Source organism: Nostoc sp. DedQUE04 (assembly GCF_034530995.1).
GTDB lineage: Bacteria > Cyanobacteriota > Cyanobacteriia > Cyanobacteriales > Nostocaceae > Nostoc.
In genome coordinates, this window is the sequence record NZ_JAVRCA010000001.1 from 109,150 (window position 1) to 134,229 (window position 25,080).

The 25,080-nt window shown below is 41.7% G+C and carries 20 protein-coding genes and 2 pseudogenes; 8 read left to right on the top strand and 14 right to left on the bottom strand.

What is annotated here, in order from left to right; translation table 11 throughout:
- Nucleotides 1–116: 116 nt before the first annotated feature.
- The 3 genes from RM049_RS00500 to RM049_RS00510 all read left to right on the top strand — a co-directional run bounded on the left by RM049_RS00500 (nt 117) and on the right by RM049_RS00510 (nt 3,500).
- Nucleotides 117–740: a Uma2 family endonuclease gene (locus tag RM049_RS00500; protein WP_322702795.1), complete on the top strand. Its 624-nt coding sequence runs from the start codon at nt 117–119 to the stop codon at nt 738–740.
- Between the two features lie 726 nt (nt 741–1,466).
- Nucleotides 1,467–2,246 carry a superoxide dismutase gene (locus tag RM049_RS00505; RefSeq protein ID WP_322689216.1) on the top strand — a complete coding sequence of 260 codons (780 nt, stop codon included), beginning with the start codon at nt 1,467–1,469 and terminating at the stop codon, nt 2,244–2,246.
- Between the two features lie 372 nt (nt 2,247–2,618).
- Nucleotides 2,619–3,500, top strand: a complete 882-nt coding sequence (locus tag RM049_RS00510) for a hypothetical protein (protein WP_322702796.1) — start codon at nt 2,619–2,621, stop codon at nt 3,498–3,500.
- 22 nt (nt 3,501–3,522) lie between these two features.
- Here the strand turns inward: RM049_RS00510 and rsmG are convergent, their stop codons facing one another.
- Both rsmG and RM049_RS00520 read right to left on the bottom strand, forming a co-directional pair.
- A complete protein-coding gene (gene rsmG, locus RM049_RS00515) occupies nt 3,523–4,257 on the bottom strand; it encodes a 16S rRNA (guanine(527)-N(7))-methyltransferase RsmG (protein ID WP_322702797.1) in 735 nt (244 codons plus the stop codon).
- Nucleotides 4,258–4,353: 96 nt separating this feature from the next.
- Nucleotides 4,354–5,028 (bottom strand): energy-coupling factor ABC transporter ATP-binding protein, encoded by a 675-nt coding sequence (locus RM049_RS00520; protein ID WP_322685401.1) that lies wholly within the window; start codon nt 5,026–5,028, stop codon nt 4,354–4,356.
- Nucleotides 5,029–5,336: 308 nt separating this feature from the next.
- On the opposite strand from RM049_RS00520, the gene RM049_RS00525 reads away from it, so the two are divergent.
- The 3 genes from RM049_RS00525 (at nt 5,337) to RM049_RS00535 (ending at nt 7,282) form a co-directional block, all read left to right on the top strand.
- Entirely contained in the window at nt 5,337–6,269 is a 933-nt protein-coding gene (locus RM049_RS00525) for a Sll0314/Alr1548 family TPR repeat-containing protein (protein ID WP_322702798.1), read from the top strand.
- Between the two features lie 120 nt (nt 6,270–6,389).
- Entirely contained in the window at nt 6,390–6,842 is a 453-nt protein-coding gene (locus tag RM049_RS00530) for a DUF3531 family protein (protein ID WP_322673316.1), read from the top strand.
- Between the two features lie 8 nt (nt 6,843–6,850).
- Nucleotides 6,851–7,282: an NUDIX hydrolase gene (locus RM049_RS00535; RefSeq protein WP_322702799.1), complete on the top strand. Its 432-nt coding sequence runs from the start codon at nt 6,851–6,853 to the stop codon at nt 7,280–7,282.
- A gap of 37 nt (nt 7,283–7,319) precedes the next feature.
- Here the strand turns inward: RM049_RS00535 and RM049_RS00540 are convergent, their stop codons facing one another.
- From RM049_RS00540 to RM049_RS00565, 5 genes and pseudogenes are all read right to left on the bottom strand, one after another.
- Nucleotides 7,320–7,700 (bottom strand): type II toxin-antitoxin system HicB family antitoxin, encoded by a 381-nt coding sequence (locus tag RM049_RS00540; protein WP_322702800.1) that lies wholly within the window; start codon nt 7,698–7,700, stop codon nt 7,320–7,322.
- The gene (locus RM049_RS00545; protein WP_180277449.1) at nt 7,666–7,941 is read right to left on the bottom strand and encodes a type II toxin-antitoxin system HicA family toxin; all 276 of its coding nucleotides are present in this window, start codon (nt 7,939–7,941) and stop codon (nt 7,666–7,668) included. Before RM049_RS00545 ends, RM049_RS00540 begins: the two co-directional genes overlap by 35 nt.
- A 458-nt stretch (nt 7,942–8,399) precedes the next feature.
- Nucleotides 8,400–8,639 (bottom strand): annotated as a pseudogene (locus RM049_RS00555) (hypothetical protein).
- Nucleotides 8,640–8,735: 96 nt separating this feature from the next.
- The gene (locus RM049_RS00560) at nt 8,736–9,782 is read right to left on the bottom strand and encodes a pentapeptide repeat-containing protein (RefSeq protein ID WP_322702801.1); all 1,047 of its coding nucleotides are present in this window, start codon (nt 9,780–9,782) and stop codon (nt 8,736–8,738) included.
- Between the two features lie 7 nt (nt 9,783–9,789).
- Entirely contained in the window at nt 9,790–10,206 is a 417-nt protein-coding gene (locus RM049_RS00565) for a hypothetical protein (RefSeq protein WP_322702802.1), read from the bottom strand.
- Between the two features lie 138 nt (nt 10,207–10,344).
- Here RM049_RS00565 and RM049_RS00570 point away from each other — a divergent pair, with 138 nt between their 5' ends.
- Nucleotides 10,345–11,064: a hypothetical protein gene (locus tag RM049_RS00570; protein WP_322702803.1), complete on the top strand. Its 720-nt coding sequence runs from the start codon at nt 10,345–10,347 to the stop codon at nt 11,062–11,064.
- A gap of 28 nt (nt 11,065–11,092) precedes the next feature.
- Here RM049_RS00570 and RM049_RS39175 read toward each other — a convergent pair.
- From RM049_RS39175 to mfd, 5 genes and pseudogenes are all read right to left on the bottom strand, one after another.
- A pseudogene (locus RM049_RS39175) lies at nt 11,093–11,242 on the bottom strand (TRCF domain-containing protein); the annotation flags it as partial.
- Nucleotides 11,243–11,286: 44 nt separating this feature from the next.
- Complete coding sequence (locus tag RM049_RS00575) at nt 11,287–11,550, bottom strand: hypothetical protein (RefSeq protein ID WP_322702804.1); 264 nt, start codon at nt 11,548–11,550, stop codon at nt 11,287–11,289.
- Nucleotides 11,551–11,633: 83 nt separating this feature from the next.
- Entirely contained in the window at nt 11,634–11,897 is a 264-nt protein-coding gene (locus tag RM049_RS00580) for a type II toxin-antitoxin system RelE/ParE family toxin (RefSeq protein WP_322702806.1), read from the bottom strand.
- On the bottom strand, nt 11,894–12,106 hold the full coding sequence (locus tag RM049_RS00585; RefSeq protein WP_322702807.1) for a hypothetical protein: 213 nt from the start codon (nt 12,104–12,106) through the stop codon (nt 11,894–11,896). Before RM049_RS00585 ends, RM049_RS00580 begins: the two co-directional genes overlap by 4 nt.
- A 120-nt stretch (nt 12,107–12,226) precedes the next feature.
- The gene (gene mfd / locus RM049_RS00590; RefSeq protein ID WP_322702808.1) at nt 12,227–15,808 is read right to left on the bottom strand and encodes a transcription-repair coupling factor; all 3,582 of its coding nucleotides are present in this window, start codon (nt 15,806–15,808) and stop codon (nt 12,227–12,229) included.
- 240 nt (nt 15,809–16,048) lie between these two features.
- Here mfd and RM049_RS00595 point away from each other — a divergent pair, with 240 nt between their 5' ends.
- On the top strand, nt 16,049–17,377 hold the full coding sequence (locus RM049_RS00595; protein ID WP_322671717.1) for a hemolysin family protein: 1,329 nt from the start codon (nt 16,049–16,051) through the stop codon (nt 17,375–17,377).
- Between the two features lie 98 nt (nt 17,378–17,475).
- Here the strand turns inward: RM049_RS00595 and RM049_RS00600 are convergent, their stop codons facing one another.
- Both RM049_RS00600 and RM049_RS00605 read right to left on the bottom strand, forming a co-directional pair.
- Nucleotides 17,476–18,657, bottom strand: a complete 1,182-nt coding sequence (locus RM049_RS00600; RefSeq protein WP_322702809.1) for an aldo/keto reductase — start codon at nt 18,655–18,657, stop codon at nt 17,476–17,478.
- 302 nt (nt 18,658–18,959) lie between these two features.
- Entirely contained in the window at nt 18,960–24,914 is a 5,955-nt protein-coding gene (locus tag RM049_RS00605) for a non-ribosomal peptide synthetase (protein WP_322702811.1), read from the bottom strand.
- Between the last annotated feature and the right edge of the window lie 166 nt (nt 24,915–25,080).

Sequence of the window (25,080 nt, forward strand, 5' to 3'; positions counted from 1 at the left end):
GAACCTTGGCTGGCCCATGCCGATTTACTTTCACCTTTGGCCGCTACACCCCGTTAACTGTTAATTTTCAGGTTACAGCAGTGTGAAGTGTTTATATCCATAATCAGGATGAAATAATGATTCAATCACTACAAAAACTATTTACATTTGATGAATATTTAGAGTTTTTAGAAACACAACCGGAAAACATTCGTTATGAATTACACGATGGAGATATTATTCAAATGCCGCCACCATCAGGCAAACACGAGCAAATAGTAGCATTTTTAACAATGATGTTAGGGTATGAGTGTCTTCGTTTTAAACTTAATTACGGTATACCTAAAACAGCAACAGTGAAGCCAGAAAATAAAATATCAGGGTACTATCCTGATGTTTTATTAATGAATTTTTCTAACTTGGGTAATGAACCATTATGGGAGAAACAATCTATCCTTAGTAAACCAGCTTCAATTCCATTAGTGATTGAAGTGGTTAGTACTAACTGGAGAGATGATTATCATAAAAAGTTTGCTGACTATGAAGAAATGGGTATTCAAGAATATTGGATTGTGGATTATGCTGCTTTGGGTAGCAAGGAATTGATAGGCGACCCCAAACAACCAACAATCACAATTTACTCTTTAAGTGATGAGGGTGAATATCGTGGTAAACAGTTTAGAGGAGACGACCGTATAAAGTCTCCAACATTTCCAGATTTAAATCTAACTGTTGAACAAATTTTTTCAGTACGTTATTGATAAACAGGTGTTTCCCGACATTTCACCAAAAATACAAAACACCAAACAACTAAGAATTAATAAAATGACAACTAAAAATGTTGATAAATACGCCGATGTTGCTCCTAAATCTAAGGAGTAAATTAAACCTATTGCTAAAGAAAATAGTCAAATACATATAATTGTCACCCTGCTCACGAAAGGAGCAACGCTCAATGAATTTGATAATGAGAAAAGGAATATCGGAACCGGACGGGAAGGATCGCGAGCATTGTTCGGTAAATACATAAAACGTGTATGGGGATACGGGACTAAGCGTACTGTTGACCCGTCCGATCCTACTAACATAGATAAGTATGTGTTTCATTTACACTTACCCCCAGGACTCGATCAGCCTATATTTGATTTTAAGCGAGGAAACAAATAAGAAGAAAGTATAATGTGGGTGAAATGCCTGACGACCTCGATTAACTACCCAATACCCTACAATTCCCTTAACACCCCGTAGCGTCTCTTGTGACGATAGAGTTTGTTTTTTGGTGGTTGGGTGCGAACCTATGATTAGTTGCAAAAAGATAGTTTAAGTAAAAATACATAACGTTTTGAATGTTAGTACTTAATATTACAAGTCTTGTAAATAGTTTCTTAAACTGCCATAAATAATCACAATTAACAATTTTTTGTAGCCAGAATCTAAGAAAATAAAAACTGCAATAGAGACTTCATGGATTAGCTGCAAAAACTTATATGACTATTAATCGACGCCATTTCTTGTTTTTACTGACATCAGGTGCCGGTGCTTTTGCATTAGATGCTTGTGCATTGGCAGAGAAATCTCCTGAGAGAAACACTGCAATTCCTGAAACAACACCAAACACAATAGCAAATACAACACCAAATAAACCAGGTACTATCCAACTACCACCTTTACCTTACGCCTACGAAGCACTGGAACCGCACATCGATGCCAAAACGATGCAATTTCACCACGATAAACATCACGCAACTTATGTGAAAAACCTGAATGCAGCCTTAGAAAAACATCCAGAACTCAAAGGTAAAACTGTTGAAGAACTGTTGCAAAAACTTGACAGTGTACCACAAGATATTCGCAAAACAGTACGTAATAATGGCGGCGGTCATGTCAACCACTCAATGTTCTGGCAAATTATGAAGCCAAAAGGTGGGGGAGAACCAACAGGAAATATCGCCTCCGCAATTAATCAAAATTTTGGTTCTTTTGCAGCTTTCAAAAAACAGTTTAATGAAGCTGGTGCTGGCCGTTTTGGTAGTGGTTGGGTTTGGCTAGTGCGTAACAAAGGTGGCAAGTTGGAAGTAACAACTACAGCTAACCAAGATACTCCCTTAAGTGCAGGTAAATATCCCATCCTGGGTAACGATGTATGGGAACATGCATATTATCTCAATTACCAGAATCGCCGCGCTGATTATTTAGATGCATGGTGGAACGTGGTTAATTGGGATGAGATTAACAAGCGGTTTGCAGCAGCAAGTAAATTTGCCTAAAACCAGACAACAATTTAGAGTCACAGGCGCTTAAAAATTGGCGACAGAATGTTCTTTCTGTTGCCAGTTTTTTGATGCGATCATCTAATCATTATTCATCTTTTGAAAATGATTTTCTTTAATAATTAGTTTTCTTCAATTATTGCAGGTATTTTTTTTTATTTTTTGAGATTTAATATAGCTTGATTTTACGTTAAAAATAAGAATATATCTCAACAAATCTTGTAATTAATCTTACCTGTATAGTGCTATATTTATGTTGAAAAAAATTATATAAGAATTGCAATTTCGGATTTAATCATCACAATACATGAAATTTAGAATCTTTCTTTAAATGTCGAATTTAAATTTGATTATAAGGAGGATGTTCTCATGAAGATTGGTTGCAAATTATTAACGGTTGCTTTAACTGTTCCATTGCTTCTTGGAATTGTAAATTTTAAAGCACAAGCTGAAGTTACTAGACAATGGGGTGTAGGTGGCGATATTCCCGTTCCTGGCGATTATGATAATGATGATAGAACTGATTATGCAGTCTGGCGACCGAGTAATGGCACTTGGTATGTCATTAATAGTTCTACAGGTGTAGCAGTTACTAGACAATGGGGCGTTGGTGGCGATATTCCCGTTCCCGGCGATTATGATAGCGATCGCAAAACTGATTATGCAGTCTGGCGACCGAGTAATGGCACTTGGTATGTGATTAACAGTTCTACAGGTGTAGCAGTTACTAGACAATGGGGCGTTGGTGGTGATGTTCCTGCTCCTGGGAGATACGATAATGATGGTAGAACTGATTATGCAGTCTGGCGACCGAGTAATGGCACTTGGTATGTGATTAACAGTTCTACAGGTGTAGCAGTTACTAGACAATGGGGCGTTGGTGGTGATGTTCCTGCTCCTGGGAGATACGATAATGATGGTAGAACTGATTATGCAGTCTGGCGACCGAGTAATGGCACTTGGTATGTGATTAACAGTTCTACAGGTGTAGCAGTTACTAGACAATGGGGCGTTGGTGGTGATGTTCCTGCTCCTGGGAGATACGATAATGATGGTAGAACTGATTATGCAGTCTGGCGACCGAGTAATGGCACTTGGTATGTGATTAACAGTTCTACAGGTGTAGCAGTTACTAGACAATGGGGCGTTGGTGGTGATATTCCTGCCCCTGGCAATTATGATTTCTCTATTAGGAATGACTTCGCAGTTTGGCGACCGAGTAATGGCACTTGGTATATTTTTGGGAATTAGGCTCTTTTTCTCGCACTCTTACTCAAAGAGGTTTTTGAGTAGGTACACCTACAGCACGAGGAAAATTAGCTGGAGTGGTAGCTACCTTACGCAAATACACACAGTGGCGGATGCTGTGGCTTAACGGTGTTGTAAATTGTTCGATTGATTCAATTACACCACCCAACTGCTTCACAGCATTCTTTAAAGCAGCTGTTTCATCCTCTGTCCAATTACCGCGATAAATTATGGCTAAACCTCCCTGTTTTAGCAGTGGTAGGGTATATTCTGCACAGACAGAGGCTGCCCCTACAGCACGGATCAATGCAATATCATAAGCTAATCGATGTTGGCGGTGCTGACCGATTTCTTCAGCCCTACCAACAAGAGTTTTGGCATTGGTAAGGGCAAGTTCAGTTAATATATTGTCGAGAAAAGTAATTTTTTTCCGAGTGGAATCGAGAAGAGTAATTGGGCAATTAGGTACAGTAATTGTCACTGGAATACCTGGAAAACCTGCACCTGTACCAATATCGATGATCGTAGGGTAAGCAGGAGAGAAATTTGCTGATAACAGAGGTGCAATTCCTCGCAGAGAATCCCAGAGATGTTTTTCCCAAAACTCTTGAGGTTCAACGATCCGAGTTAAATTTTGTTGGCGATTACCTTCTAGAATTAACTCATAAAGCTTTTGAAATTGCGCTTGTTGTTGAAGAGTTGGTTGCCAATTGAGAGTTTTCTGCCAGATTTCTGCCATCTCAGGCAATAGGTTTGTCATTTGTCATTTGTCATTTGTCATTTGGTATGAGACATGGGACATAGTTTTTCTCTTTGTCCCCTTGTCCCCTTGTCCCCTTTTCCCCCTGCTTTTTTCTCACACCGTTGGTAGAGGTTCTTTAACTTTGGATTCTAGTGTCTTTGGGTCTACTGATTCTAGTTCGCCGTGGTTGAGTGTCCAGCAACGGTCTGCGATCGCTAACAGATCCCCTGCATCGTGTGTCACAATTAACAATGTCCAATCTTGTTTCAGTTTCGCTAATAAATTTATCAATTGCCGACGCATTGACCAATCTAAACCAGCTGTGGGTTCATCCAATAACAGTAAATTTGGCTGGCGAATTAATTGGACTGCCAAAGCTAAACGTCGTTGCTGACCACCACTCAAAGCATAAGGGGCAGCAGAAAGCGATAAATGCTCTAATCCCACTTCACTCAGCGCCTGTCTAACTCGTTCTGACCCTAACTCAGGATGTCCTAAACGCAATTCTTCTAAAATCGAACCACCGCAAAAGTGCCGCTCTGGAAACTGAAATACTAACCCGGCTAATTGTTGTAACTGTTCGGCTATAAGTTCTTGTTCCCGCCAGAAGAGAGCGCCAGTAGTGGGTTCGGCTAGTCCAGACAAAATTTCTAGTAAGGTACTTTTACCGGAACCACTCGGGCCAATAATCAAACCTAGCTGCTGGGGTGCTAATTCTAAATTGATCGATTTGAGAATCGCTGTTGGGCACGCTGTGGGATGATAATTTACATTTCGGAGATAAAGCATTTGTTAAGATTACCAAAAAGTCAGCAAATTACTGATTAGCTACACTGAGAGTGTCTGGAAAATTCTAGAAAAAAATTTACAGCGTATTACCTGGATTAACACCTTAATTTAGCAGCAAGAATTATCCACTTTTTCTCCATTGTGGCAGACTAAGCCTGAAATAATGGCTAGAGCAAGCCTGCAAACATGGAAAGATTACCAATATATAAGAAAATTTTGGTTGAAGCAAAGGCAAGTTGAAATTAACCATTTTTGCATTCTAAGTAACACATACAACTATTTCAACCGCAATTATTCTGAGGGTTAAAATGACTAAAAGGTTTTCTTTGCCTCAATTAGTAGTGTCTGCTCAACTCATTACCCTTGCTCAGACTGCTTTTGTAGGTGCGATCGCACTTAATATCTGGGTAAATCCTTCACTTGCTGGCGATCCGTTTCGCGATCGCGAACCTCATCAAATTGGCGACCAAACAGAAGCAGCTTTTAAAGCAATTTTCCAACAGGGCAACTATCCAGCAGCACAGCGTTATCTAGAACAAGCACTATCCAAAGAGCCAAATGAACCTCTAGCTTATGCCATGAGCGCATCTTTAGCATACGGAAATAAGGATTGGGCTAAACTAGATACTTACAGCCAAAAAACTCTAGAAACTGGACAAAAACTGATTGCTAGCGATCCATTGCGTGGTAATTTATACACTGCTGTTGGTCATTTTTTAGAAGGTGCAGTAGTTATCACCCGTGAAGGTACTGTCAATGGTGTACCCCAAGCTTTTAGTCGGCTGCGGCAAGTTTATGAATATTTAGACAAAGCCGAAGCAATTTCTGCCAACGATCCAGAACTGAATTTAATCAAGGGTTATATGGATTTATTATTGGCGGTTAATTTGCCTTTTGCTAGCCCAGATCAGGCAATTGGACGCTTAGAAAAAAATGCTGCTCCTGAGTATTTAGTGGATCGGGGTATTGCTCTTGCTTACCGGGATTTAAAACGGTATCCACAGGCGCTAGAGTATGTCAACCGGGCGATCAAAACGACATCTGATAATCCAGAAATTTATTATCTTAAAGCCCAAATACTGAAGCGACTGGGGCAAAGAGAAAAAAGTCAGCAGATGATCCAGGAAGCGATCGCTAATTTTGACAAAGCATTGACTAAAAAATCCCAACTCCCAGGCGATTTAGTCAAACAAATTGAGCGCGAACGCAATAGTGCTGTTAGCCTTAAGAATCCTGGATAATTGGGCATTGGGCATTGGGCATTGGCGATTAAGTTTTATTCTCTATTCCCTATGTCCCATGCCCCATTCCCTACTTTGATATGCTTATTTGCAGACAAGTAATTGAGATATTAAACCAAAATGGAGATTCAGTTCCGCGAAATTAATCCTTTTGATGTGTGGATTTGGCTAAAATTCAGCACAAATCCTTCTGCGCGTGAAAAGCAGTATGTAGAAGAAGTTTTCAATTCCTGGTTTTATCTGGGTAAATTGGGTGCATTTAATGCAGAGAATCTTCAGGTGCAGGACACTGGACTCGATATCAGCTACATGAATTATGATGAACAAGGGTATGATAAAAGCCTACTAGCACTGATGCACAACATCGGTGAGTTTGAATATGAGGGTCAGTGGGGGCGTTGTTGGTTTGACTTAGGAACCAGTGATGCGATCGCATTGGATATTTTAATCAACGCTCTCACCCAGCTAAGTCAGGAATATGTCACCATTGAAGAATTGTACATCGGTGGTGAAAATCCAGATTGGCCTATTGAGGATAGCGAAAGTCGTCCTCAGTCTATTTATGATAATTAGTTACAAAAATGAATAAAGCAGGTGAAATTCGGGTAATAGCCTTGGGGTTAATTCGGAATGGCGATCGCATTTTTGTTTCTGAAGGCTACGATCCCGTAAAACAAGAAACATTTTATCGTGCTTTAGGCGGTGGTGTTGATTTTGGTGAAACCAGCCACGCCGCCTTAAAACGGGAATTTCAAGAGGAAATTCAGGCAGACTTAACCAATATTAAATATCTTGGTTGTATAGAGAACCTGTTTACATTTAATGGTAGGCAAGGTCATGAAATTATTCAGCTTTATCAATGTGACTTTGTTGATTCCAAATTTTATCAACTGGAAAGTTTAGTTTTTTCTGAATCACCACATCATAAACATAGAGCCTTATGGATAGACATCTCTCGCTTAAAATCTGGAGAATTAAGATTAGTACCCGAAGTATTTTTTGACTATTTATAAAGAATATGGAACTTTACTAAGATTACTTAGCTGTTAATTATGTTACTGCACTCAGCAAAGACACAATATACTGGTTGAGACTAACGCCCTCCCGTTCACAAGTCTCAGCTAAACGTCGATGTAAAGATTTCGGCATCCGTACTAGTAATTTACCGCTATAGCTATCGTTACTACTTGGTAAGGGAATATTATCATCGGCTTCATAAGCTGTCTCAATCCACAATTCCCGTGCCTCATTGAGATTTGCCATTGTTTCTTCAAGAGTTTCGCCTTGGGTAAGACATCCAGGTAAATCTTTAATTTGAGCTACATATCCATTCTCTGGGTCAGGGTAAAGTGTTACAGGGTACTGAAGATTTAAATAATATTCTAAGGATGGCTTCTCAATCTGCTGGTTCTTCTGGTTCAGTGTCTTCATCAATCCACTCTTCTAAATTTAATAGTTCAACTATTTGCTGTACATAGACTCCTTTAACTTTTTGTCCTCCTGTTTTGGGTACAGTGATGGTTTTACCTTGGGAGTCTCGGAAGCTATGATGGCTACCCTTAGACCTTTTCTCTTCAAAGCCAAAAGCTTCCAATAGATAGTAAACTTCCTGAAACCGCACTTCTGGAGGTCGTTTTAGGAACTGATCTACTAATTTTCTTAATTTGCTCATTGAGAAATGATACTATATATAGTATCAAAATTTTGAGAGATAAAAAAGCGATCGCTTGTTGTATAAAAAAAGGGCGATCACTTTAATCGAATCCGATCTACGTTAATTCTGCTTTAGATTTCGCCACCGTTTGCGCACAGTAAGCACCCATCTTTTAATCCAAATTGGGTATGCGAGCGCACTGTGTCGCTACAACTGAGAGAGCAACTTGTTATATTCTGCGTGTGAACCAAGCCAAAACCAAATAACGGTATCTCCATCTAACTGTCCAACCGCTCGATAATTTTTGCTAATCCGTGCTGAATAAATTGGTAGTTCTGTTGAACTTTTTTGAAGCGCAAGCTTGGATGACTCGGATCTTGTTTGAAGAGGCGGTATGCCTCACGCGTTTGCTCTTGAACTTGCTCAGGTAGATCAATCAGCAAACCCTTGACGAAACCGAGCGGTTATACGTGACTTCAGAATGTATCTGGATCTAACTCTTGGGTTTTACCTGCACGGTATTCAGCCATCGCTTCGGTTGCAAGTTTGGCAAACATATCTGGAGAACGGGCAAAAGCTTCATCCCAACGGCGTTCATCTTCTAGTTCTGCTAAAATCATTGTCGCGATGCCTACGGCGGGCTACGCCTACGCATCTTGTTCATTGGCAGGTAAATTTTTTAGTTTAGCGATCGCTTGTTCAAGTAGCTCAGTTATAGCTGTTAATCGTTACGAAAGTCATACTATAAATTATCTCTGCTTGCACTCTGTTGGGATTGTTTGCGATCACTAATAATGCAGTGGAGGTTAATATTACCTTCTCATAGAAGCCGGAACATCTGAGTCAGGTGAGTTCCGAAAAATAGCTCCACGGGCAAGTAGATTAGCTTTATCTTCTTCTGTTAAGCCACGATTTTCTCCAAAGATAGTGCTTTCTACAACAGTATTGGTGAAGTCAGCCTCACTAAGGTTAGCTCCAATAAGGTTTGCATAGCTAAGGATGGTATTTAGAAGATTGCTCCCACAGAGATCAGCCCTGTAAAGTTTAGCTCCGCTAAGGTTCGCCTCATGGAGGTTAGCTCCGCTGAGGTCAGCCCCAAGAAAGTTAGCTTCGCTGAAATTAGCTCCTGTGAAGTCGGCTCCGCTGAGGTCAGCCCCAATAAAATTTGACTCATTAAGATGGGATCTACTAAAGTTGACCTCACTGAGATGTCCTCTGCTGAAGTTGGCTTCATTGATATCCGCTTCACTAAAATCGGCTCCGCCTAGATGCGCTCTGCTGAAGTTGGCTTCGTTCAGGTTAGCTCTGCTAAAATTGGCTTCGCTCAGATTAGCTCTGCTGAAGTTGGCTTCGTTCAGATTAGCTCCCTGAAAGTTGGCTCTACTAAGGTGGGCATCTCGAAAGTCAGCATCTTGAAGGTCAGCCATGCCAAGATTCGCACCGCGAAGGTTGGCTCCGCGAAAGTCAGCCCCAGAGAGATTAGCCTCAGATAAGTTAGCTCCACGGAGATTTACTTTACTTAACTGGATCTCTATTGGTGTTTGTTGTCTCCAAGCATTCCATTCATGGATACTGCGCTGGAGTATTGCCAATTGAAAATCTTTAGTTATTAAAGGTTGTGAATGCTGATTTGATTCTTCTTGAGTTAACTCAAAAAGTTGTTTACTTGCTTCTGAACTGTGAAAATTTCGTTTGTACTCATCCCAGGCAACAAAAAGAACTCCAATAAAAATGTACATAGCTAACCAAGAGGAAGGTAGACGACCTCCGGTTACTAACAACAAGATTACAAACCCTAGAAAAACTAATGTCACCTGCTTGACTAATGATTTCAGGTTGACTTGAAGTTTTGTAACCATTGATAAATTAGGGGTTGCCGGCACGTTTACCTCCCTTCTTTGCAAGAAGTTGGTTAAGGTCTGACAGAAAGCGGCTTATTATTCTACCTGCTAGAACAATCCAAAGGCAAAAGTCGGAAATAACAATAATAAAACAGGCATAGCGGTTAACTCCAAATGGGCTTTCTTGCATACATACATCAAACCCTGAGAACTCTTTACCCAAAATCCATTTTCCAATTAAGCTCGGAATTTGGAGTAATAGACTCAGTGCGATCGCATCCTGTACGGACTCGTAAAAATTTTTCCATAGGTCGCCCATCAAAGCTTTGCCAAAGACATCAATAGGAGCTAAGACTGCTGCTAGAACTTTCTCTGCCTTTTCGCGTGGTGTCAGTTGTATCTTGGATGAAGAAGAACTAGATGGAGTCTGTGGAGAAGACATGGACAAAACTAAAAGTTCTTCTTTATTTTAGCCACTACTTACTACTTTTTAGCACATAAATTTTTCGGTATTGTTAGCCTAAAATATATTATTGTTAATAGAACATTAACAAGATTTGGCTTAGGGGAACCATTAGCTGTGCATAAAACAATTAAAGTGACTGATATTAAATGGGCTTATAGCAAAGTGCTAGACACTAGTACCACAGAAGGATTTATGAATAGCCTTTGCCTATTCGTTGGTGAAATAATTAGGAGTGACGAAGTAGGGCTTATTGTTTGGCAGCATCAACCTATCATGATGGTTTGCATCCATAAAGTAGATTTCGAGACTGAGGCAACTTATGCTGAAATGATCACCTTTAAGGATTCAGGATTGAAGGAGATGTTGAACAACTTACATCTTGAAAATAAAGATCCTAAAATAATTTGTTCAGGCTTTGAGGTATTCTGTTACCGTCCGAAACCGGAGCAACCGTATCATCCTAAAATTTATCCTACATACATTCGCGCTAGAGAACAAGCATCAAGAATATTGGATGCATTGTATGCATTGATAATAAATCCAGAAAGAGGAGCTTGTGTTTCGTTTGCTCAAGTTAGTGAGAAGATATCTAAAACTTTTTTTAAGAGATTGTCTAATAAAAACAAAAACCAACATGACCATGATGAAATAAGGAATTTTGCTATTGCTGTAGACACTTGGATGGGAGAATTTTATACAAACGAAATTGGATCAAAACAGTACAAAACTAAAAATAGGTATCCCATTGCTCCTAAACCTCTTGAAGGCGTTGAACTATTTATTATCACCTCAGATGAGGATGATAACCTCATATCCTACCAAACTAAAGTTTAAAGAACGCAATTTTATCTTGGGATCGCTTCCAAGTAGGTTTCTCCATCGGTATTTCTAAAACAATGTGCTGCTTGTTTTCTGGCTTAATCTGACTAAATCCGAGTTTTTTTGCTAACTATTTGAGTTCCATGACTCGTAAAAGTTGATTTGCCGATACTGGTAAAGTACCATAGCGATCGCCTTTAAATCCTAAACTCCACCTTGTAACTTCTCTAGGTTATCTCAACCTGAAATGCCATACTTTTGCTGCATTTCTTGGACAAAATCCCCAATGGGGCGAGTTTGACCAGCGTTGAGTTCCTCGAAACCTTGTCCAATACCAACAATTGTCTCTAACTGATCAATCAGTTGGCGTAATTTACTGGAGTCGATTTTACCAGGATCTAGAAAGGTGACGAGAACTTGGGAGCGATCGCTAATATCTTGCGGTAGCTGGGTGAGGTGAATTTCTCCATCCTGATAAATGCCTTCGACAGTTTTTATCATGAGTTGAAGTTGGGTTGATATTTACTTTAATTTTACTAACTAGACTCAAAGGGCTGGGTATGAAATTCTTGCCTGCTCAAGCGTCAATCATCTTTATAAACTTCTCTACGATGCCCTACTCTGACAACGGTTACTACTAAGACATCATCGTAAATATGATACAAAATCCGATAATCGCCTACTCTGATCCGATAACGATTTTCACCATTTTTTAATTTGCCGACACCATCAGGGCGAGGTTCAAGAGCTAATTGTTGAATTTTGCTCTCTAGTCTTTCTTGAATATCTACGGGTAATTTTTTGAGTTGTTTAGATGCATTTTTGGAAATTTCTACTCGGTAGCTCATGCAGTTTTTTGCTGATGTTCTGACCAAGTTAAAGTACCATTTTCTGCGATATCTTTTAATCCCTCTTCAAAGTCTCTTTCGTCGGACTCGTCTTCCTGCTTACGGATTTTCAACAGTGATAAAATTTCTTGCAATGTATCGTCATAAGCCAGTTCTAATTGTTCATTAATAGCCTTGATTAACGCTTGCCTTTTAGTTGTAGTTTCCATGTTTACACTCTTTTCAATTGCTCGTGATTGTCTATGCTTTGAACACCTTATTTTACTTTAAACTACTTCTCAGCAAGTCTGAGATATGTTTTCACTTGATGACTAATCTTTTTATCCCAATCAAACAACAGCCGCCTCTGGAATCGCACCTTGCATTCTCCCGAAAGCATCAATCAAATTTTGCAATTGTTGATCTGCTTTAAAAACTCCTAATCCGCGCACAGTCACTTTCCCCGGAGAATACACAAAGCGCGTCTTGAGATTGTCTGGTAAATTCGCCGCTAACAAATTCCAAGCAGGTTCTTCCATTGGCGTTTCTAAAACGACGTGCTGCTTGTTTTCTGGTTTAATCCGGCTAAATCCGAGCTTTTTCGCTAGTTGTTTGAGTTCCATAACTCGCAAAAGTTGATTTGCCGACACTGGTAAACTACCATAGCGATCGCTCCACTCGGCTGCAATCTGCTTTAATTCTGATTTAGATTTAGCTGTCGCTACCGCCCGATATGCACTCATCTTTTGATCCAAATCGGTGATATAATCTGCCGGAATAAATGCTGTCAAGTTGAGGTCAATCTGGGTATCCTCCACTTTCGGAATTTCTTGTCCGCGGATTTCCCGAATTGCTTCTTCAAGCATTTCCATGTATAAATCAAAACCGATGGCATCCATTTGACCGGATTGTTCTGCACCTAGCAAGTTACCCACGCCTCTGATTTCCATGTCGCGCATTGCTAGCTGATACCCAGAACCTAGCTGAGTAAATTCCTGAATTGCTCGTAATCGTTGCCGTGCCGCATCAGATAATGCCCGTTGCTTCGGATAAAATAACCAAGCATGAGCTTGTATCCCTGCACGTCCCACACGACCGCGTAATTGATACAGCTGTGCCAATCCAAAGCGGTGAGCATCTTCAATCAAAATCGTGTTGACTCGCGGAATATCTAAGCCAGACTCAATAATTGTCGTACAAACAAGGATATCTGCATCGCCATTACTGAAAGTGAGCATGGTTGATTCTAACTCGCTTTCATCCATTTGACCGTGAGCGATCGCAAACCTAGCCCCCGGTATTACTTCTCGTAAATTGGCTGTTGTCTCTTCAATTCCATCTACTCGTGGAACTACATAAAATACTTGTCCACCTCTGTCTAATTCTTGACGAATTGCAGTGCGGATACTTTCGGAATTTATCGGTGATAGATGGGTTTTAATCGGGCGTCTAGTTGGGGGTGGTGTGGTAATCAAACTCATTTCTCGAATTCCCGACAAGGACATATACAAAGTTCGGGGAATAGGGGTAGCTGAGAGGGTAAGCACATCAACTTGAGTTTTCAAGCTTTTAATTTTCTCTTTCTGGTTTACCCCAAATCGCTGTTCTTCATCTACTACCAACAGTCCTAAATCCCGGAATGTCACGCCTTTACCTAAAAGTTGGTGTGTACCAACTACTACATCTAATTCACCTGTTGCCAATCGCTTTTGAATATCACGGCGTTCTTCGGCGGAACGGAAACGGTTGAGCAAACCGACATTCACAGGGTAGGGTGCAAAACGTTCTTTGAGTGTATGGTAATGCTGCTGTGTTAAAATAGTCGTTGGCGCAAGGAGTGCCACTTGTTTACCGGCGGTGACTGCTTTGAAAATAGCACGAATCGCCACTTCCGTCTTTCCGAAACCGACATCGCCACAAACTAAGCGATCCATTGGGCGATCGCTTTCCATATCGCGTTTTACATCTTGTACAGCTTTGAGTTGATCCGTTGTGGGTTGGTAGGGGAAAGAATCTTCTAATTCCTCTTGCCAAGGCATATCACTTGGAAAGCTAAATCCTTGTTGTTGCGATCGCGCTGCATACAGTTTCAACAAGTCCACCGCCAATTTTTTGATCGCTTTGCGGACTTTATTCTTGGTATTTTCCCAAGCTTTACCAGTCATCCTGTTGAGTTCCGGTGCTTTATCACCTGCGGCACGGAACCGGGATAAAGCACCTACTTGATCGGCTGCGACTCGGAGTAAGCCATCAGCATACTGCACTACCAAATAATCACGGGTTTCATTATTAATCGTCAAACTTTCCAGCTTGACAAATTTACCAACACCATGATTTCTGTGAACTACATAATCGCCTGGACGCAGCTTATTGGGATCGACTTGTTTAGATGTCGCTTTGTGGCGCTTGCGGATATAGCCGGGAGTCGCCAAAGAATGCTGCCCAAAAAATTCCCGATCTGTGACAATTACTAATCGGTACGTAGGCAGAATAAAACCTTCTAGTTCCGCAAGCCCAGAATATTTTAAAGCTATGGGAGTATGGTTAATTTGCAGCTTATCAATCGCTTGGTAGTCGCGGGGATTGGGGATAAACTGAGCCGGACAATCATGTTCTTGTAACAGCGAGACAGAACGTGAAGGTTGAGCAGAAAGCAGCCAGATCGAGAAATTGCGATCGCGTTCTTGGCGGATGGTTTCAGCTAGTTTAGCAAACTGGTGTGGCGTGACTGGAACAGGACGGCTGGCAAGATTGATCCCATCATTTTCCTCTGACAATTCCGATAAATATAATGTTTTAAATCTGGCAACATCAACTAGACACTCATCAAACGAACGGTGAATTTTCGGCAATGTTAGAGGAGTAGATTCTTCCCCATACGCCATTCCCCATTGTTCCTGGGCATTTTCTACCCAGCGATCGCTATGAGCATGACACTGTTCTGGCTCATCAATGGCAATCAGGGTATTTTCTGCTAAGTAGTTTAGCAGAGATGCTGGTTGCTCAAACGCTAACCCCAAAAAGCGACGGCTACCCTCCAACATTGATGAGTTCGCAGTGCTAAGTTCTGAGTCAGAATTTAACTCAGCACTCAGCACTCCAAACTCAGCACTATTTTTCAGTGCAGCCATCACGATAGGAGTAAAGCTAGTGGGGGTAAGAATTAACTGGTCAACTTTGTCGAGGGCGGAACGTTGGGTTGCTGGGTCAAATTCCCGCATTTGCTCGATTTCATCACCAAACCATTCCAACCTGATTGGAAATTCCGAGGAAACCGGGAACACATCAACAATATCGCCCCGCCGACTCCATTGCCCCTCCATTTCCACCAAAGGAACTCTTTCATAGCCCAAAATAGTTATTTTTTCACTGAAGCTATTCAGGTCTAATTCCATCCCTTTTTTTAGGGTAAGACAGAATTGCCCAAAAGCTTCTGGTGGTGGTAAATGAGGTTGCAACGCCCCTTGAGTAGCCACAATCGCTAAATTTGTCCTTTGTCCTACCCTGCGGGAAGCCGCTGGCGCGTCTATGTCCCTTGTCATTTGTTCTTGGTTTGTTTCTAATGACAACTGACTAATGACTAATGACTCTTGATTTTTGAGTAAATCTGCTAAAACCTGCATTTGCCCCCAACTCATTTCAGTTTCCGGGTCAAAAGGTTCGTAGGGAGAAGCCTCGGAGGTAGGGTAAAAATGTACTGTTTGCCATCCCATTGCCTCCAGTTGTGCGTAAACGCGTCCAGCTTCTTCTAGGGTGGCGCAAACCACAAACAAATCTTTACCCTGAGACTGCGCTAATGCCGAAGCCACTAGAGTCTTGGGCAGCCTGGGAATGCCATTTAACCGCAATTCTTGTTGTCGATTCAGCTTAGAAATAAATTCGGTGGTGAGCGGCGATCGGCCTAAGGCACGCACAATAGAAGAAAATGACATAAGTACTACTAGCGATGGGAGTCTTTGTGGATCAGCAAATCTTGAGGCAGTTTATGTCAACTATTTTAAAAGTGTTAACAGCTTTCTTATTCTTTAGGTGCAAGAATAATGCACAGTGACTAATAAATTTAAGAACTATAACTACTACTTTGTGTATAGTCAAAGTATTTATCGAAGCACCTTTAATACTAGATACTAAGGATTGAGCTACGTTTGCTCTGATAAGCGGCAATTTTAAACATGTCCTCCATCACTTTTGAAATTTTAATCATTTTGGTGCTAATTATTGCCAATGGCGTGTTTTCTATGTCTGAGATGGCGATTGTCTCGGCACGGAAAGTAAGGTTACAACAGCTTGCCAATCAAGGAGATGTCAAGGCAATGGCAGCATTGAAATTAGCGGAGTCTCCAAATCATTTCCTGTCAACTGTTCAAGTGGGTATTTCCCTGATCGGTATCCTAACTGGTGCTTTTGGAGGAGCAACAATTGCCAATCGGCTGGCAGTCTATGTGCGACTTGTACCTTTGTTAGCACCTTATAGCGAACCGATATCTTTTGGAATAGTGGTTTTAATCATTACCTATTTGTCACTGATTGTTGGTGAATTAGTACCAAAGCGTCTGGCATTAAACAACCCAGAAAGAATTGCATCGACTGTAGCTATTCCAATGCGTGCCTTATCGGCGATCGCTTCGCCAATGGTATATCTATTAAGTGCTTCTACAGATTTGATCCTGCGAGTGCTAGGAATTACAGCTTCTACTGAGCCGCAAGTCACCGAAGAAGAAATTAAAATCTTAATCGAGCAAGGCACAGAGGCGGGAACCTTTGAGGAAGCTGAACAGGATATGGTAGAGCGAGTCTTTCGTTTAGGCGATCGCCCTGTCAGTTACTTAATGACACCCCGTCCTGATATTGTTTGGCTAGACTTAGACGACTCTGCCGAAGAAAATCGCCTAAAAATGGTTGATAGTGCTTATTCTCGGTATCCAGTTTGTCAGGGAGGACTTGACAATGTGCTGGGTGTTATCCCTGTCACCGACTTATTAGCCAGGAGTTTCCGAGGGGAACCACTAGACTTAACTATCGGATTGCGACAGCCTGTATTTGTGCCAGAAAGCACCCGTGGCTTGAAAGTTTTGGAATTGTTCAAGCAAACTATCACTCACATGGCGCTGGTAGTGGATGAATACGGCGTAATTCAAGGATTAGTCACTCTCAACGACATCATGAGTGAAATCGTAGGTGACGTTCCTTCAACGGATGGACAAGATCAACCACAAGCTGTACAACGCGAAGATGGTTCGTGGCTTTTGGATGGGATGTTGCCTGTAGAGGAGTTTTTGGAACTTTTTGGGATGGAAGAGTGGGAATCTGAGGAACGCGGTAGTTATCAAACATTAGGTGGTTTTGTGATTACCCATTTAGGTCGTATTCCTGCCGCAGCAGATCATTTTGAATGGCAAAGTATGCGAATTGAAGTAATGGATATGGATGGTAATCGCGTTGATAAGGTGCTAGTCGTACCGAAGGCAGTTAAATCAGCAGATACGAAAAAATCTGATTAGGATTGGGCATTGGGCATTGGGCATTGGGCATTGGGCATTAATAATTATCGTTTACTATTTACCATACGCCATAACCCATGCCCGATTTACGCAATTTATCAAGTGCGAGATAAACGTTTGACCTCTTCACCCACCAACATCTGATGAGCTTGTTTCAGGAGTTGGGGGATTTTATCGGCGTGGGGATTACGGGTAAGAGATTTCCCTAAATCTAATTCATCTAGCCGATCGGCTTTGTTGCCGGGGAACCAGTGACCGCCATTGCCAAGCAGGTTATAGCGCATTTTAGCGTAGTCTACTAAATCGTAGGCGATCGCTAAATTTCGCAGCCACAAAATCACCCGAATATTTACCTCACCAGGGGTTTCGTCAAAGGTTGGTAGATTTGTTTCCCAGGATTTTACCCAATCTTCTCCCAAAATTGCGATCGCTTCTTCTTCCAATCTTGCTAAAATTGGTGGCAAAATTTCTGATGCTCGATCTATTAATTCTAAAGTCTTCAGGTGTTCGTCAAAATCTTGTGGTTTTGCTGCTCCCAAGCTCAGGGTATGTACCTCTTGATGACTCAAACAAAACAAATCATTAAACACCATTGGACTCAACGGGGCACAAAGATTTACTAATTTTTGTGGAGGCTCATACAACAAACCTCCTTTATTAGATGGGCTAATAATAAACACCCCCATATCGTGGCGTTTAGCTGCTTCGATTGCCGCCCAATTCCATTGATTAATGTAGTACCAGTGCAGGTTCACGTAATCAAATTGATTGGTATTAATTGTCTGCACGATTATATCTGTCGAGCCATGTGTGGAAAAGCCAATAAATCTAACTTTTCCCTCTGCTCGCAACTGCTGCGCTACTTCCAAACAGCCGCCAGGACGGATGCTTTCATCTAACGACTCAGGATGATTAATGCCGTGCAACCCTAAAAGGTCAACATAATCTAGCTGAAGATTTTTCAAAGATTGTTCAAATGTCTCCCGAAATTCTTTCGCATCTGCCTTTGGATTTATTTTTGTCTGAACAATCAACTTTTCGCGGGGAAACTTGGGCAATATTCTCCCCAATTGCATTTCAGAAGTGCCATAACCACGGGCAGTTTCAATATGATTAATCCCAACCTCGACTGCCCTTCTAATAGTCGCTTCCAAGTTTGCCTGGTTATCAGCAGGAATTTCATGATTGGGAACATCCTCCCATTTGAACTGATATCTCATGCCACCGCAGGAAAACACTGGCATCTGTAATTCTGTGCGTCCAAATCTTCTATATAGCATCAGTGGATTGTGGATTGCTTACCAACTTAAAATCTAAAAACGATACTCATTCCAGCTTCTAGTGCCACAATCATTTCCTCTGTTCAATCTGTGACACTAGCAATATTCATCGCATTCTTAAATCGGTCAGGTCTTTTGGTTATTGGATTTTTACCAATATTCCAGTTCCACAGAATAATTATCTCACTCTAGTTACCACTAGCAAGCATTTTTCTATTATTATTTCAAGTTTAGACCATGAAATGGCAAAACAACCCAGCAGTCCTGAGTTGTGCGAAGGTGAACTAACGGAAAAGTTCAAATTAATTTTTTGCAATCTGAGACTGCGCCTGAGTTAAGCAATTTCTCAATTTTTCAGCTAATACTTGTACATGGGGTTCTTTAAGTATGTCAAGGTGAGATCCGGGAAGGTAATGAATATCTAATCCTCCAACTACTACCTCGTCCCAGCCGAATTGAGGAGCGTATTCTGTGCCTATAGCTTCGTCCCGATTTTGATCCTCTGTCCGCAAAAGAATAGCTCCACCAAGGTAAGGTGAAAAAATATAATCACTAAGGGCTTGAGTGTTAGTATCTATAACCTTTAAATGCTTGTCAGTTTCAGGTACATGAAGTACGTCTTCCAAATAACGGTTATATGTATTTTGCAGTTCTCGCTTACGCCAATAACTCCATCTCACAACCTTTTTCCAAACGTAGTTAGGCCCTTGTTGAACAATATTATTTAAATGCAAAAAAACTCGCTTCAGAAATGGCGCTTGCCAGCTATAACCTAGACGGCAACTATCAAGCATAACTAAAATGCCAATTTGTTCGCCTTGCTCATAGAGTTGCCGAGCCATCTCGAAGGCAACTGTACCCCCAAAGGAATAACCTCCGAGAAAATAAGGGCCATGAGGTTGAAGGGTTTGAATTTCTTGAATGTAGTGCGCTGCCATATCTTCAATGCGGGTATGGAGAGGGTATTTTTCATCTAGCCCTCGTGGTTGCAATCCGTAAAATGGTTGTTCTGTCCCCAGATGCAATGCCAATTCACGGAAACATAAGACTTCTCCACCCAGCCCGTGAATACAGAAAAAAGGTGGCTTGGAGCCGTTGGGTTGAATTTCTACTAGGGATGACCAGCTAGATTTTGACTGATTTAAGGTATTTACTAAAACCGAGTTTGTTGTTAAATCTTCTTCTTGACAGATTATTTTGGCTAGAGCTTCTACAGTCCCTGACTGGAAAAGAATAGCAAGAGGCAGGTTTTTATTAAATGTCTTTTCAATTTGCCAAAACAGTTTTACTGCTAGGATAGAATGTCCTCCTAGCTCGAAGAAATTATCTCTAACACCAATCGGCTGGACACCTAAAATTTGTTCCCAAATCTGGGTTAATTGACGTTCCACTTGATTGCGGGGAGCAACAAAGCTGGCTTCTGGCTCTTGCCTCGATAAGTCTGGTGCTGGTAGAGCGCGGCGGTCTACCTTGCCGTTGGGAGTTAAGGGCATGGTGTCCAGCACGACAAAAGCCGAAGGTAGCATGTACTGTGGCAATTTTGTCGAGAGGAAGCTACGGATATCAGTAATTGCAATTGCTGAGTCTTGATTCGGTATAATGTAAGCCACCAAACGTCGATCGCCAAGAACATCTTCACGAGCAATTACTACAGTCTGGAGTACATCTGGGTGTTGGGCTAACACCGTTTCAATTTCCCCTGGCTCAATGCGTATCCCCCGGATTTTGACTTGATGATCTCGGCGACCGAGAATTTCTAGAGAGCCATCTGGACGATAGCATCCGCGATCGCCTGTATAATAAAGCCAATCCTGGCGATCGTTCCGAAAAGGGTTCTTGACAAACCGAGAACGGTTTTCTTGCTGGGCATTGATATAGCCCAAACTGCGGAATGGAGTTCGGATTACAATATCGCCCGGTTCACCAATACCGCATGGTTGGTTATTTGATGTGAAAACCAGTGCTTGAGTTTGAGGCAACGGTAATCCTACTGGCTGTACACCAGGGCTACAGTCAACAGGTACTCGGTAATAACATTTTGCCAAAGTTGTTTCTGTCGGGCCGTAGAGATTAACTATTTCACCTGATTCTGGAAAAGCATCCCGCCAGCGAACTACAAGGGTTTCTTTCAAAGGTTCTCCAGCCAAGAATAACCAGCGTAAGTTACGTAAAGAGACTCCTGACGGCACATTCGCTAACCATAATTGCGCCAGCGAAGGAACTGTATGAAGTACGGAAATTTGCTCATTTTCCAAGTAACGCAGAATTCGAGTCGGTTCTAGATTATCGCCTTCTTCTGGCAAGCATAGGGTTGCACCACTAGTTAAAGGTAAAAAGATATCTCTAAGAACGACATCAAAAGAAAGACCAGTTAATTGGGCAATGCGGTCTTGCTGATTAATTTCAAAGGTCTGTCGCTGCCAGTTCAGAAAATGCGCCAACCCTTTATGACACCCCAGCACCCCTTTGGGTACACCAGTAGTGCCGGAAGTAAAGAAAATATAAGCTGCATCGTCGTCAGCGATTTCAGGTAGATTTACGGTTTCAATCCTTTTTTGGGAATTTATAGCTTCTCCTGTGTCTCGGTTAACACAGATGCTAGTTAAAGACTCCCCTATATTTTCGTCTTCTGGACGCTGACCATCAATATATAATATGTATTTAGCTTTAGCTTCCTGTAGCATCAGGCGCTGGCGTTGGCTGGGAAGTTTCGGATCGAGGGTGAGTAGCACACCACCACTCAAGAGTACACCAAGCATACTGGCAATTAGCCCAAAGCTGCGTGTACCATATACGGCTACAACATCTCCCCGCTTTATTCCGTAGGATAACAAAACCTGTGCTAAAGTTTGAGCGATTTTGCCTAATTCCTCATAATTCCAAGTGCGAATTCCTTGACGAAGTGATGAATGTTCTGGGGTACGGTTTACCCAAGAGGTAAACATTGTTGTCGTCAATTCATACTGTGGTTCTGGCAAAACCGCCCTTGGCTCTGGCAGCAAAGGTCGCGCTTCTGGTGTCACCAGAGAATATAAACTAATTTTCCTCTCTGGAGCAGCAACAATTTGATTTAGCAAGTGATGGAATTGATGAAGCATTTCCATCATCCGCTCGGAAGTAAACAGATCGGTGTTGTAGACTAAATCAAGTTGAATTCCTTGATTTTGTTCTGTAACGTAAAGGGTTAAGTCAAACTTAGAAGCTGTTTCCAGGATCGAGACTGGTTCGATAGCCACTCCAGGTAGTTTCAGTTGGATATCCCTTAAGTTGAGCATATTAAACCACACTTGAAACAGTGGGTTACGACTGGTATCTCGCTCTGGTTGCAGTTCTTCTACCAGTTTCTCGAAGGGCATATCTTGATGGGCATAAGCAGCTAATGCCATCTGGCGAACTCGATTTAGCACTGAACGAAAACTGGGGTTATCCGCAAAATCAGTCCGTAAAACAACAGTGTTAATAAAAAATCCAATTAACTCTTCAATCTCAGAACGGTTACGTCCGGCAATGGGAGAACCGATAAGAATGTCTTCTTGCCCAGTGTAGCGGTGCAGTATTGTCCCAAAAGCTGCCAGCAATGTCATGAATAGAGTGACACCCTCCTGATGCGAGAGTTCTGTGAGTGATGCACTCAAAGTCGGCGGTAGCATCAGAGATTGGGCTGCTCCTTGGTAAGTTTGCACTGGTGGCCGTGGTCGGTCGGTGGGTAATTCCAGTACAGTATTAGCACCTGCTAATTGGGTTTTCCAATAGTTAATTTGCTTAGAAAGTACCTCACCTGATAGCCATTGGTGCTGCCACACAGCAAAATCGGCATACTGAATGGGCAATTTTGCTAATGGAGAAGGCTTACTACTCAAAAAGGCTTCATAAAGCGCTATTAACTGCTGCCAAAGAATACCAATTGACCAACCATCTGAGGCGATGTGGTGCATCATTAACAGGAGTATATGCTCCTGCTCGTCTACTTGGAGCAAAGTAGCACGCAGCATTAAGTCAGATTCTAAGTTGAAGGGGCGTTGCACCTCTTGATTTAGGAGCAATTCTACTTGGTCTTTTGTTACCTGAATGATTTTAAGTTCCACTGGCCGAGGCGTGCCAATTACTTGTATGGGGCTACCATCAGGTGATGTAATAAAGTTGGTTCGCAATGCCTGATGATGGACAACGATCACATCTAATGACTGTTGTAATATACTCAGGTTTAACTTGCCCGTTAAGCGTTGTGCATTGGAGACAATATACGCTCGGCTGTTGGGTTCCAACTGCTCCAAAAACCAGACTCGCTGCTGAGCAAAGGATAGAGGGGCTGATTGCCGATTGGCTATTTGAGGAATGGTCTGATTTTGGGGGTCGTTTTTTGGAGTTTGGTTTTGGGTAATTGCTTGAGCTAAAGTAGCGATCGTGGGATTCTCAAATAAGAGTTGCAACGCTATTTCTATTTGAAAAGCTTGACGAACTCTAGACATCACTTGAGTGGCCAGGAGTGAATGCCCTCCCAATTCAAAAAAATTGTCGTGGATGCCTACTTGTTCCAGACACAAAACTTTCGCCCAAATGCCAGCTAAGACTTCTTCTGTCGAATTCTGAGGTGGAACAAAGTTATTTGACAGCCTAATATAAGATGTATCCGGTGCAGGTAAGGCGCGGCGCTCTATTTTACCGTTGGGATTTAATGGTAGGGTGTCCAAAAAGACAAAGAAAGCAGGCACCATGTATTCTGGCAACCGAGCTTCCAAAAAGCGACGCAATTCAGCCTGACTAGGAATTTGCTCTGGACTGGCAACAATATATGCTATGAGTCGCTTGTCTCCAGGCGCATCCTCTCTGGCTATGACTAAAGTCTGCGTCAGTGCTGGATGTTGAGCTAGTATGGCTTCAATTTCTCCTAATTCAATTCGGAAGCCACGTATTTTAACTTGGTGGTCAATCCGACCAAGGAATTCGATATTACCATCGCTCAAATAACGTGCTAAGTCCCCAGTTTTGTAAAGGCGTGCCCCAGGTTCAGAGCTAAAGGGGTCAAAAATAAACTTCTCTATGGTCAATTCTGGACGGTTAAGATAACCTCGCGCTAGACCAATACCGCCAATATGCAGTTCACCTGATTCACCAATAGGCACTGGCTGCAAATTGTCATCGAGGATGTGAATCTCTGCATTGGTAATCGGACGGCCAATGGGTGCAATAGCATAATTAGTGCCACGTTGGCAACTCCAGAAAGTGGTATCAATAGAAGCTTCTGTCGGGCCGTAACAATTATGTAAAACATTGTCCAAATTCAGTTGGGCAAAGAAGCGTTCTATAAGTTCGCCAGGTAAAGCTTCACCACCGCAGGTAATGTGTCTGATGAATCGGCAATTTTCAATTCCCTTCTCTTCTAATAAGACACGCAGGATAGAAGGTACTAAAGCCAGAACTGTGATTTGCTGCTCAGTAATCACCTTCACAAGATAGGCTGTATCTTGATGTCCACCAGGGCGAGCTATAAATAATTGCCCCCCAAAGCACAATGGCCAGAATATCTGCCACACTGAAGGATCGAAGCTAAAAGAAATAGTCAGTAAAACTTTGTCTGCGTGAGTTAATCCAAAAGTTGTTTGCTTCCAGTGGAGTTGATTGCAAATACCACGGTGAGAAATCATCACACCCTTGGGCTGTCCTGTAGAACCAGATGTGTAGATTACGTAGATGAGGTTATCAGCTGTAGTTTGATTTACAGGATTTTCTTGACTGTTTTGGATATTCCCTTGCCAGTTTGAGTCCAGACAAACCACTTGTGCCTGATGCGGTGGTAAGTTTTTGACCAATTTTTCTTGGGTTAACAATACTGCTGTTTGGGTGTCTTCCAAAATAAAGGCTAAACGTTCTGAGGGATATGCTGGATCTAAAGGCACATAAGCACCTCCAGCTTTGAGAATACCCAGTAATCCTATAATCATCTCTAAGGAGCGCTCCAGACATATACCCACAAGTACTTCCGGCCCAACGCCTAAAGAACGTAGGTAGTACGCTAGTTGATTCGCCCGCTGGTTTAACTGTTGATAAGTAAGTTGTGTATTTTCGCATATTACTGCAATGGCTTGGGGCGATCGCTCTACTTGCATCTCGAACATTTGATGAATGCACAGATACTGATGATAAACTACTTGGGTATCATTTAATTCCTGTAAAACTTGAGTGTCGATAATGTTAGTTAAGGTATTTAAGGTAATCTTTTGCTTATATTCTTCTGATGTCTGACTATTTATCTGCATTTTCTATATTAAGTTCCAGTGGGCATAAATAATTAAAGGTTTATGACTAAAAAAGATATGAGCAAATACAGTTTCCAATCTTTAGAAAATAAGCAGAATACTATTAGTTATCATAGAACTGATATACAGCAGTATTAAATCATACAGACGCTAGGAGCACACAGAC

What these genes read in the sequence shown, in the direction of transcription:
- RM049_RS00510 (WP_322702796.1), top strand. Translation starts at nt 2,619, where the DNA reads ATGAAGATTGGTTGCAAATTATTAACGGTTGCTTTAACTGTTCCATTG.
- RM049_RS00505 (WP_322689216.1), top strand. Translation starts at nt 1,467, where the DNA reads ATGACTATTAATCGACGCCATTTCTTGTTTTTACTGACATCAGGTGCC.
- RM049_RS00525 (WP_322702798.1), top strand. Translation starts at nt 5,337, where the DNA reads ATGACTAAAAGGTTTTCTTTGCCTCAATTAGTAGTGTCTGCTCAACTC.
- rsmG (WP_322702797.1), bottom strand. Translation starts at nt 4,257, where the DNA reads ATGACAAACCTATTGCCTGAGATGGCAGAAATCTGGCAGAAAACTCTC.
- RM049_RS00530 (WP_322673316.1), top strand. Translation starts at nt 6,390, where the DNA reads ATGGAGATTCAGTTCCGCGAAATTAATCCTTTTGATGTGTGGATTTGG.
- RM049_RS00575 (WP_322702804.1), bottom strand. Translation starts at nt 11,550, where the DNA reads ATGATAAAAACTGTCGAAGGCATTTATCAGGATGGAGAAATTCACCTC.
- RM049_RS00605 (WP_322702811.1), bottom strand. Translation starts at nt 24,914, where the DNA reads ATGCAGATAAATAGTCAGACATCAGAAGAATATAAGCAAAAGATTACC.
- RM049_RS00535 (WP_322702799.1), top strand. Translation starts at nt 6,851, where the DNA reads ATGAATAAAGCAGGTGAAATTCGGGTAATAGCCTTGGGGTTAATTCGG.
- RM049_RS00540 (WP_322702800.1), bottom strand. Translation starts at nt 7,700, where the DNA reads ATGAAGACACTGAACCAGAAGAACCAGCAGATTGAGAAGCCATCCTTA.
- RM049_RS00600 (WP_322702809.1), bottom strand. Translation starts at nt 18,657, where the DNA reads ATGCTATATAGAAGATTTGGACGCACAGAATTACAGATGCCAGTGTTT.
- RM049_RS00580 (WP_322702806.1), bottom strand. Translation starts at nt 11,897, where the DNA reads ATGAGCTACCGAGTAGAAATTTCCAAAAATGCATCTAAACAACTCAAA.
- RM049_RS00595 (WP_322671717.1), top strand. Translation starts at nt 16,049, where the DNA reads ATGTCCTCCATCACTTTTGAAATTTTAATCATTTTGGTGCTAATTATT.
- mfd (WP_322702808.1), bottom strand. Translation starts at nt 15,808, where the DNA reads ATGTCATTTTCTTCTATTGTGCGTGCCTTAGGCCGATCGCCGCTCACC.
- RM049_RS00500 (WP_322702795.1), top strand. Translation starts at nt 117, where the DNA reads ATGATTCAATCACTACAAAAACTATTTACATTTGATGAATATTTAGAG.
- RM049_RS00560 (WP_322702801.1), bottom strand. Translation starts at nt 9,782, where the DNA reads ATGGTTACAAAACTTCAAGTCAACCTGAAATCATTAGTCAAGCAGGTG.
- RM049_RS00545 (WP_180277449.1), bottom strand. Translation starts at nt 7,941, where the DNA reads ATGAGCAAATTAAGAAAATTAGTAGATCAGTTCCTAAAACGACCTCCA.
- RM049_RS00565 (WP_322702802.1), bottom strand. Translation starts at nt 10,206, where the DNA reads ATGTCTTCTCCACAGACTCCATCTAGTTCTTCTTCATCCAAGATACAA.
- RM049_RS00520 (WP_322685401.1), bottom strand. Translation starts at nt 5,028, where the DNA reads ATGCTTTATCTCCGAAATGTAAATTATCATCCCACAGCGTGCCCAACA.
- RM049_RS00585 (WP_322702807.1), bottom strand. Translation starts at nt 12,106, where the DNA reads ATGGAAACTACAACTAAAAGGCAAGCGTTAATCAAGGCTATTAATGAA.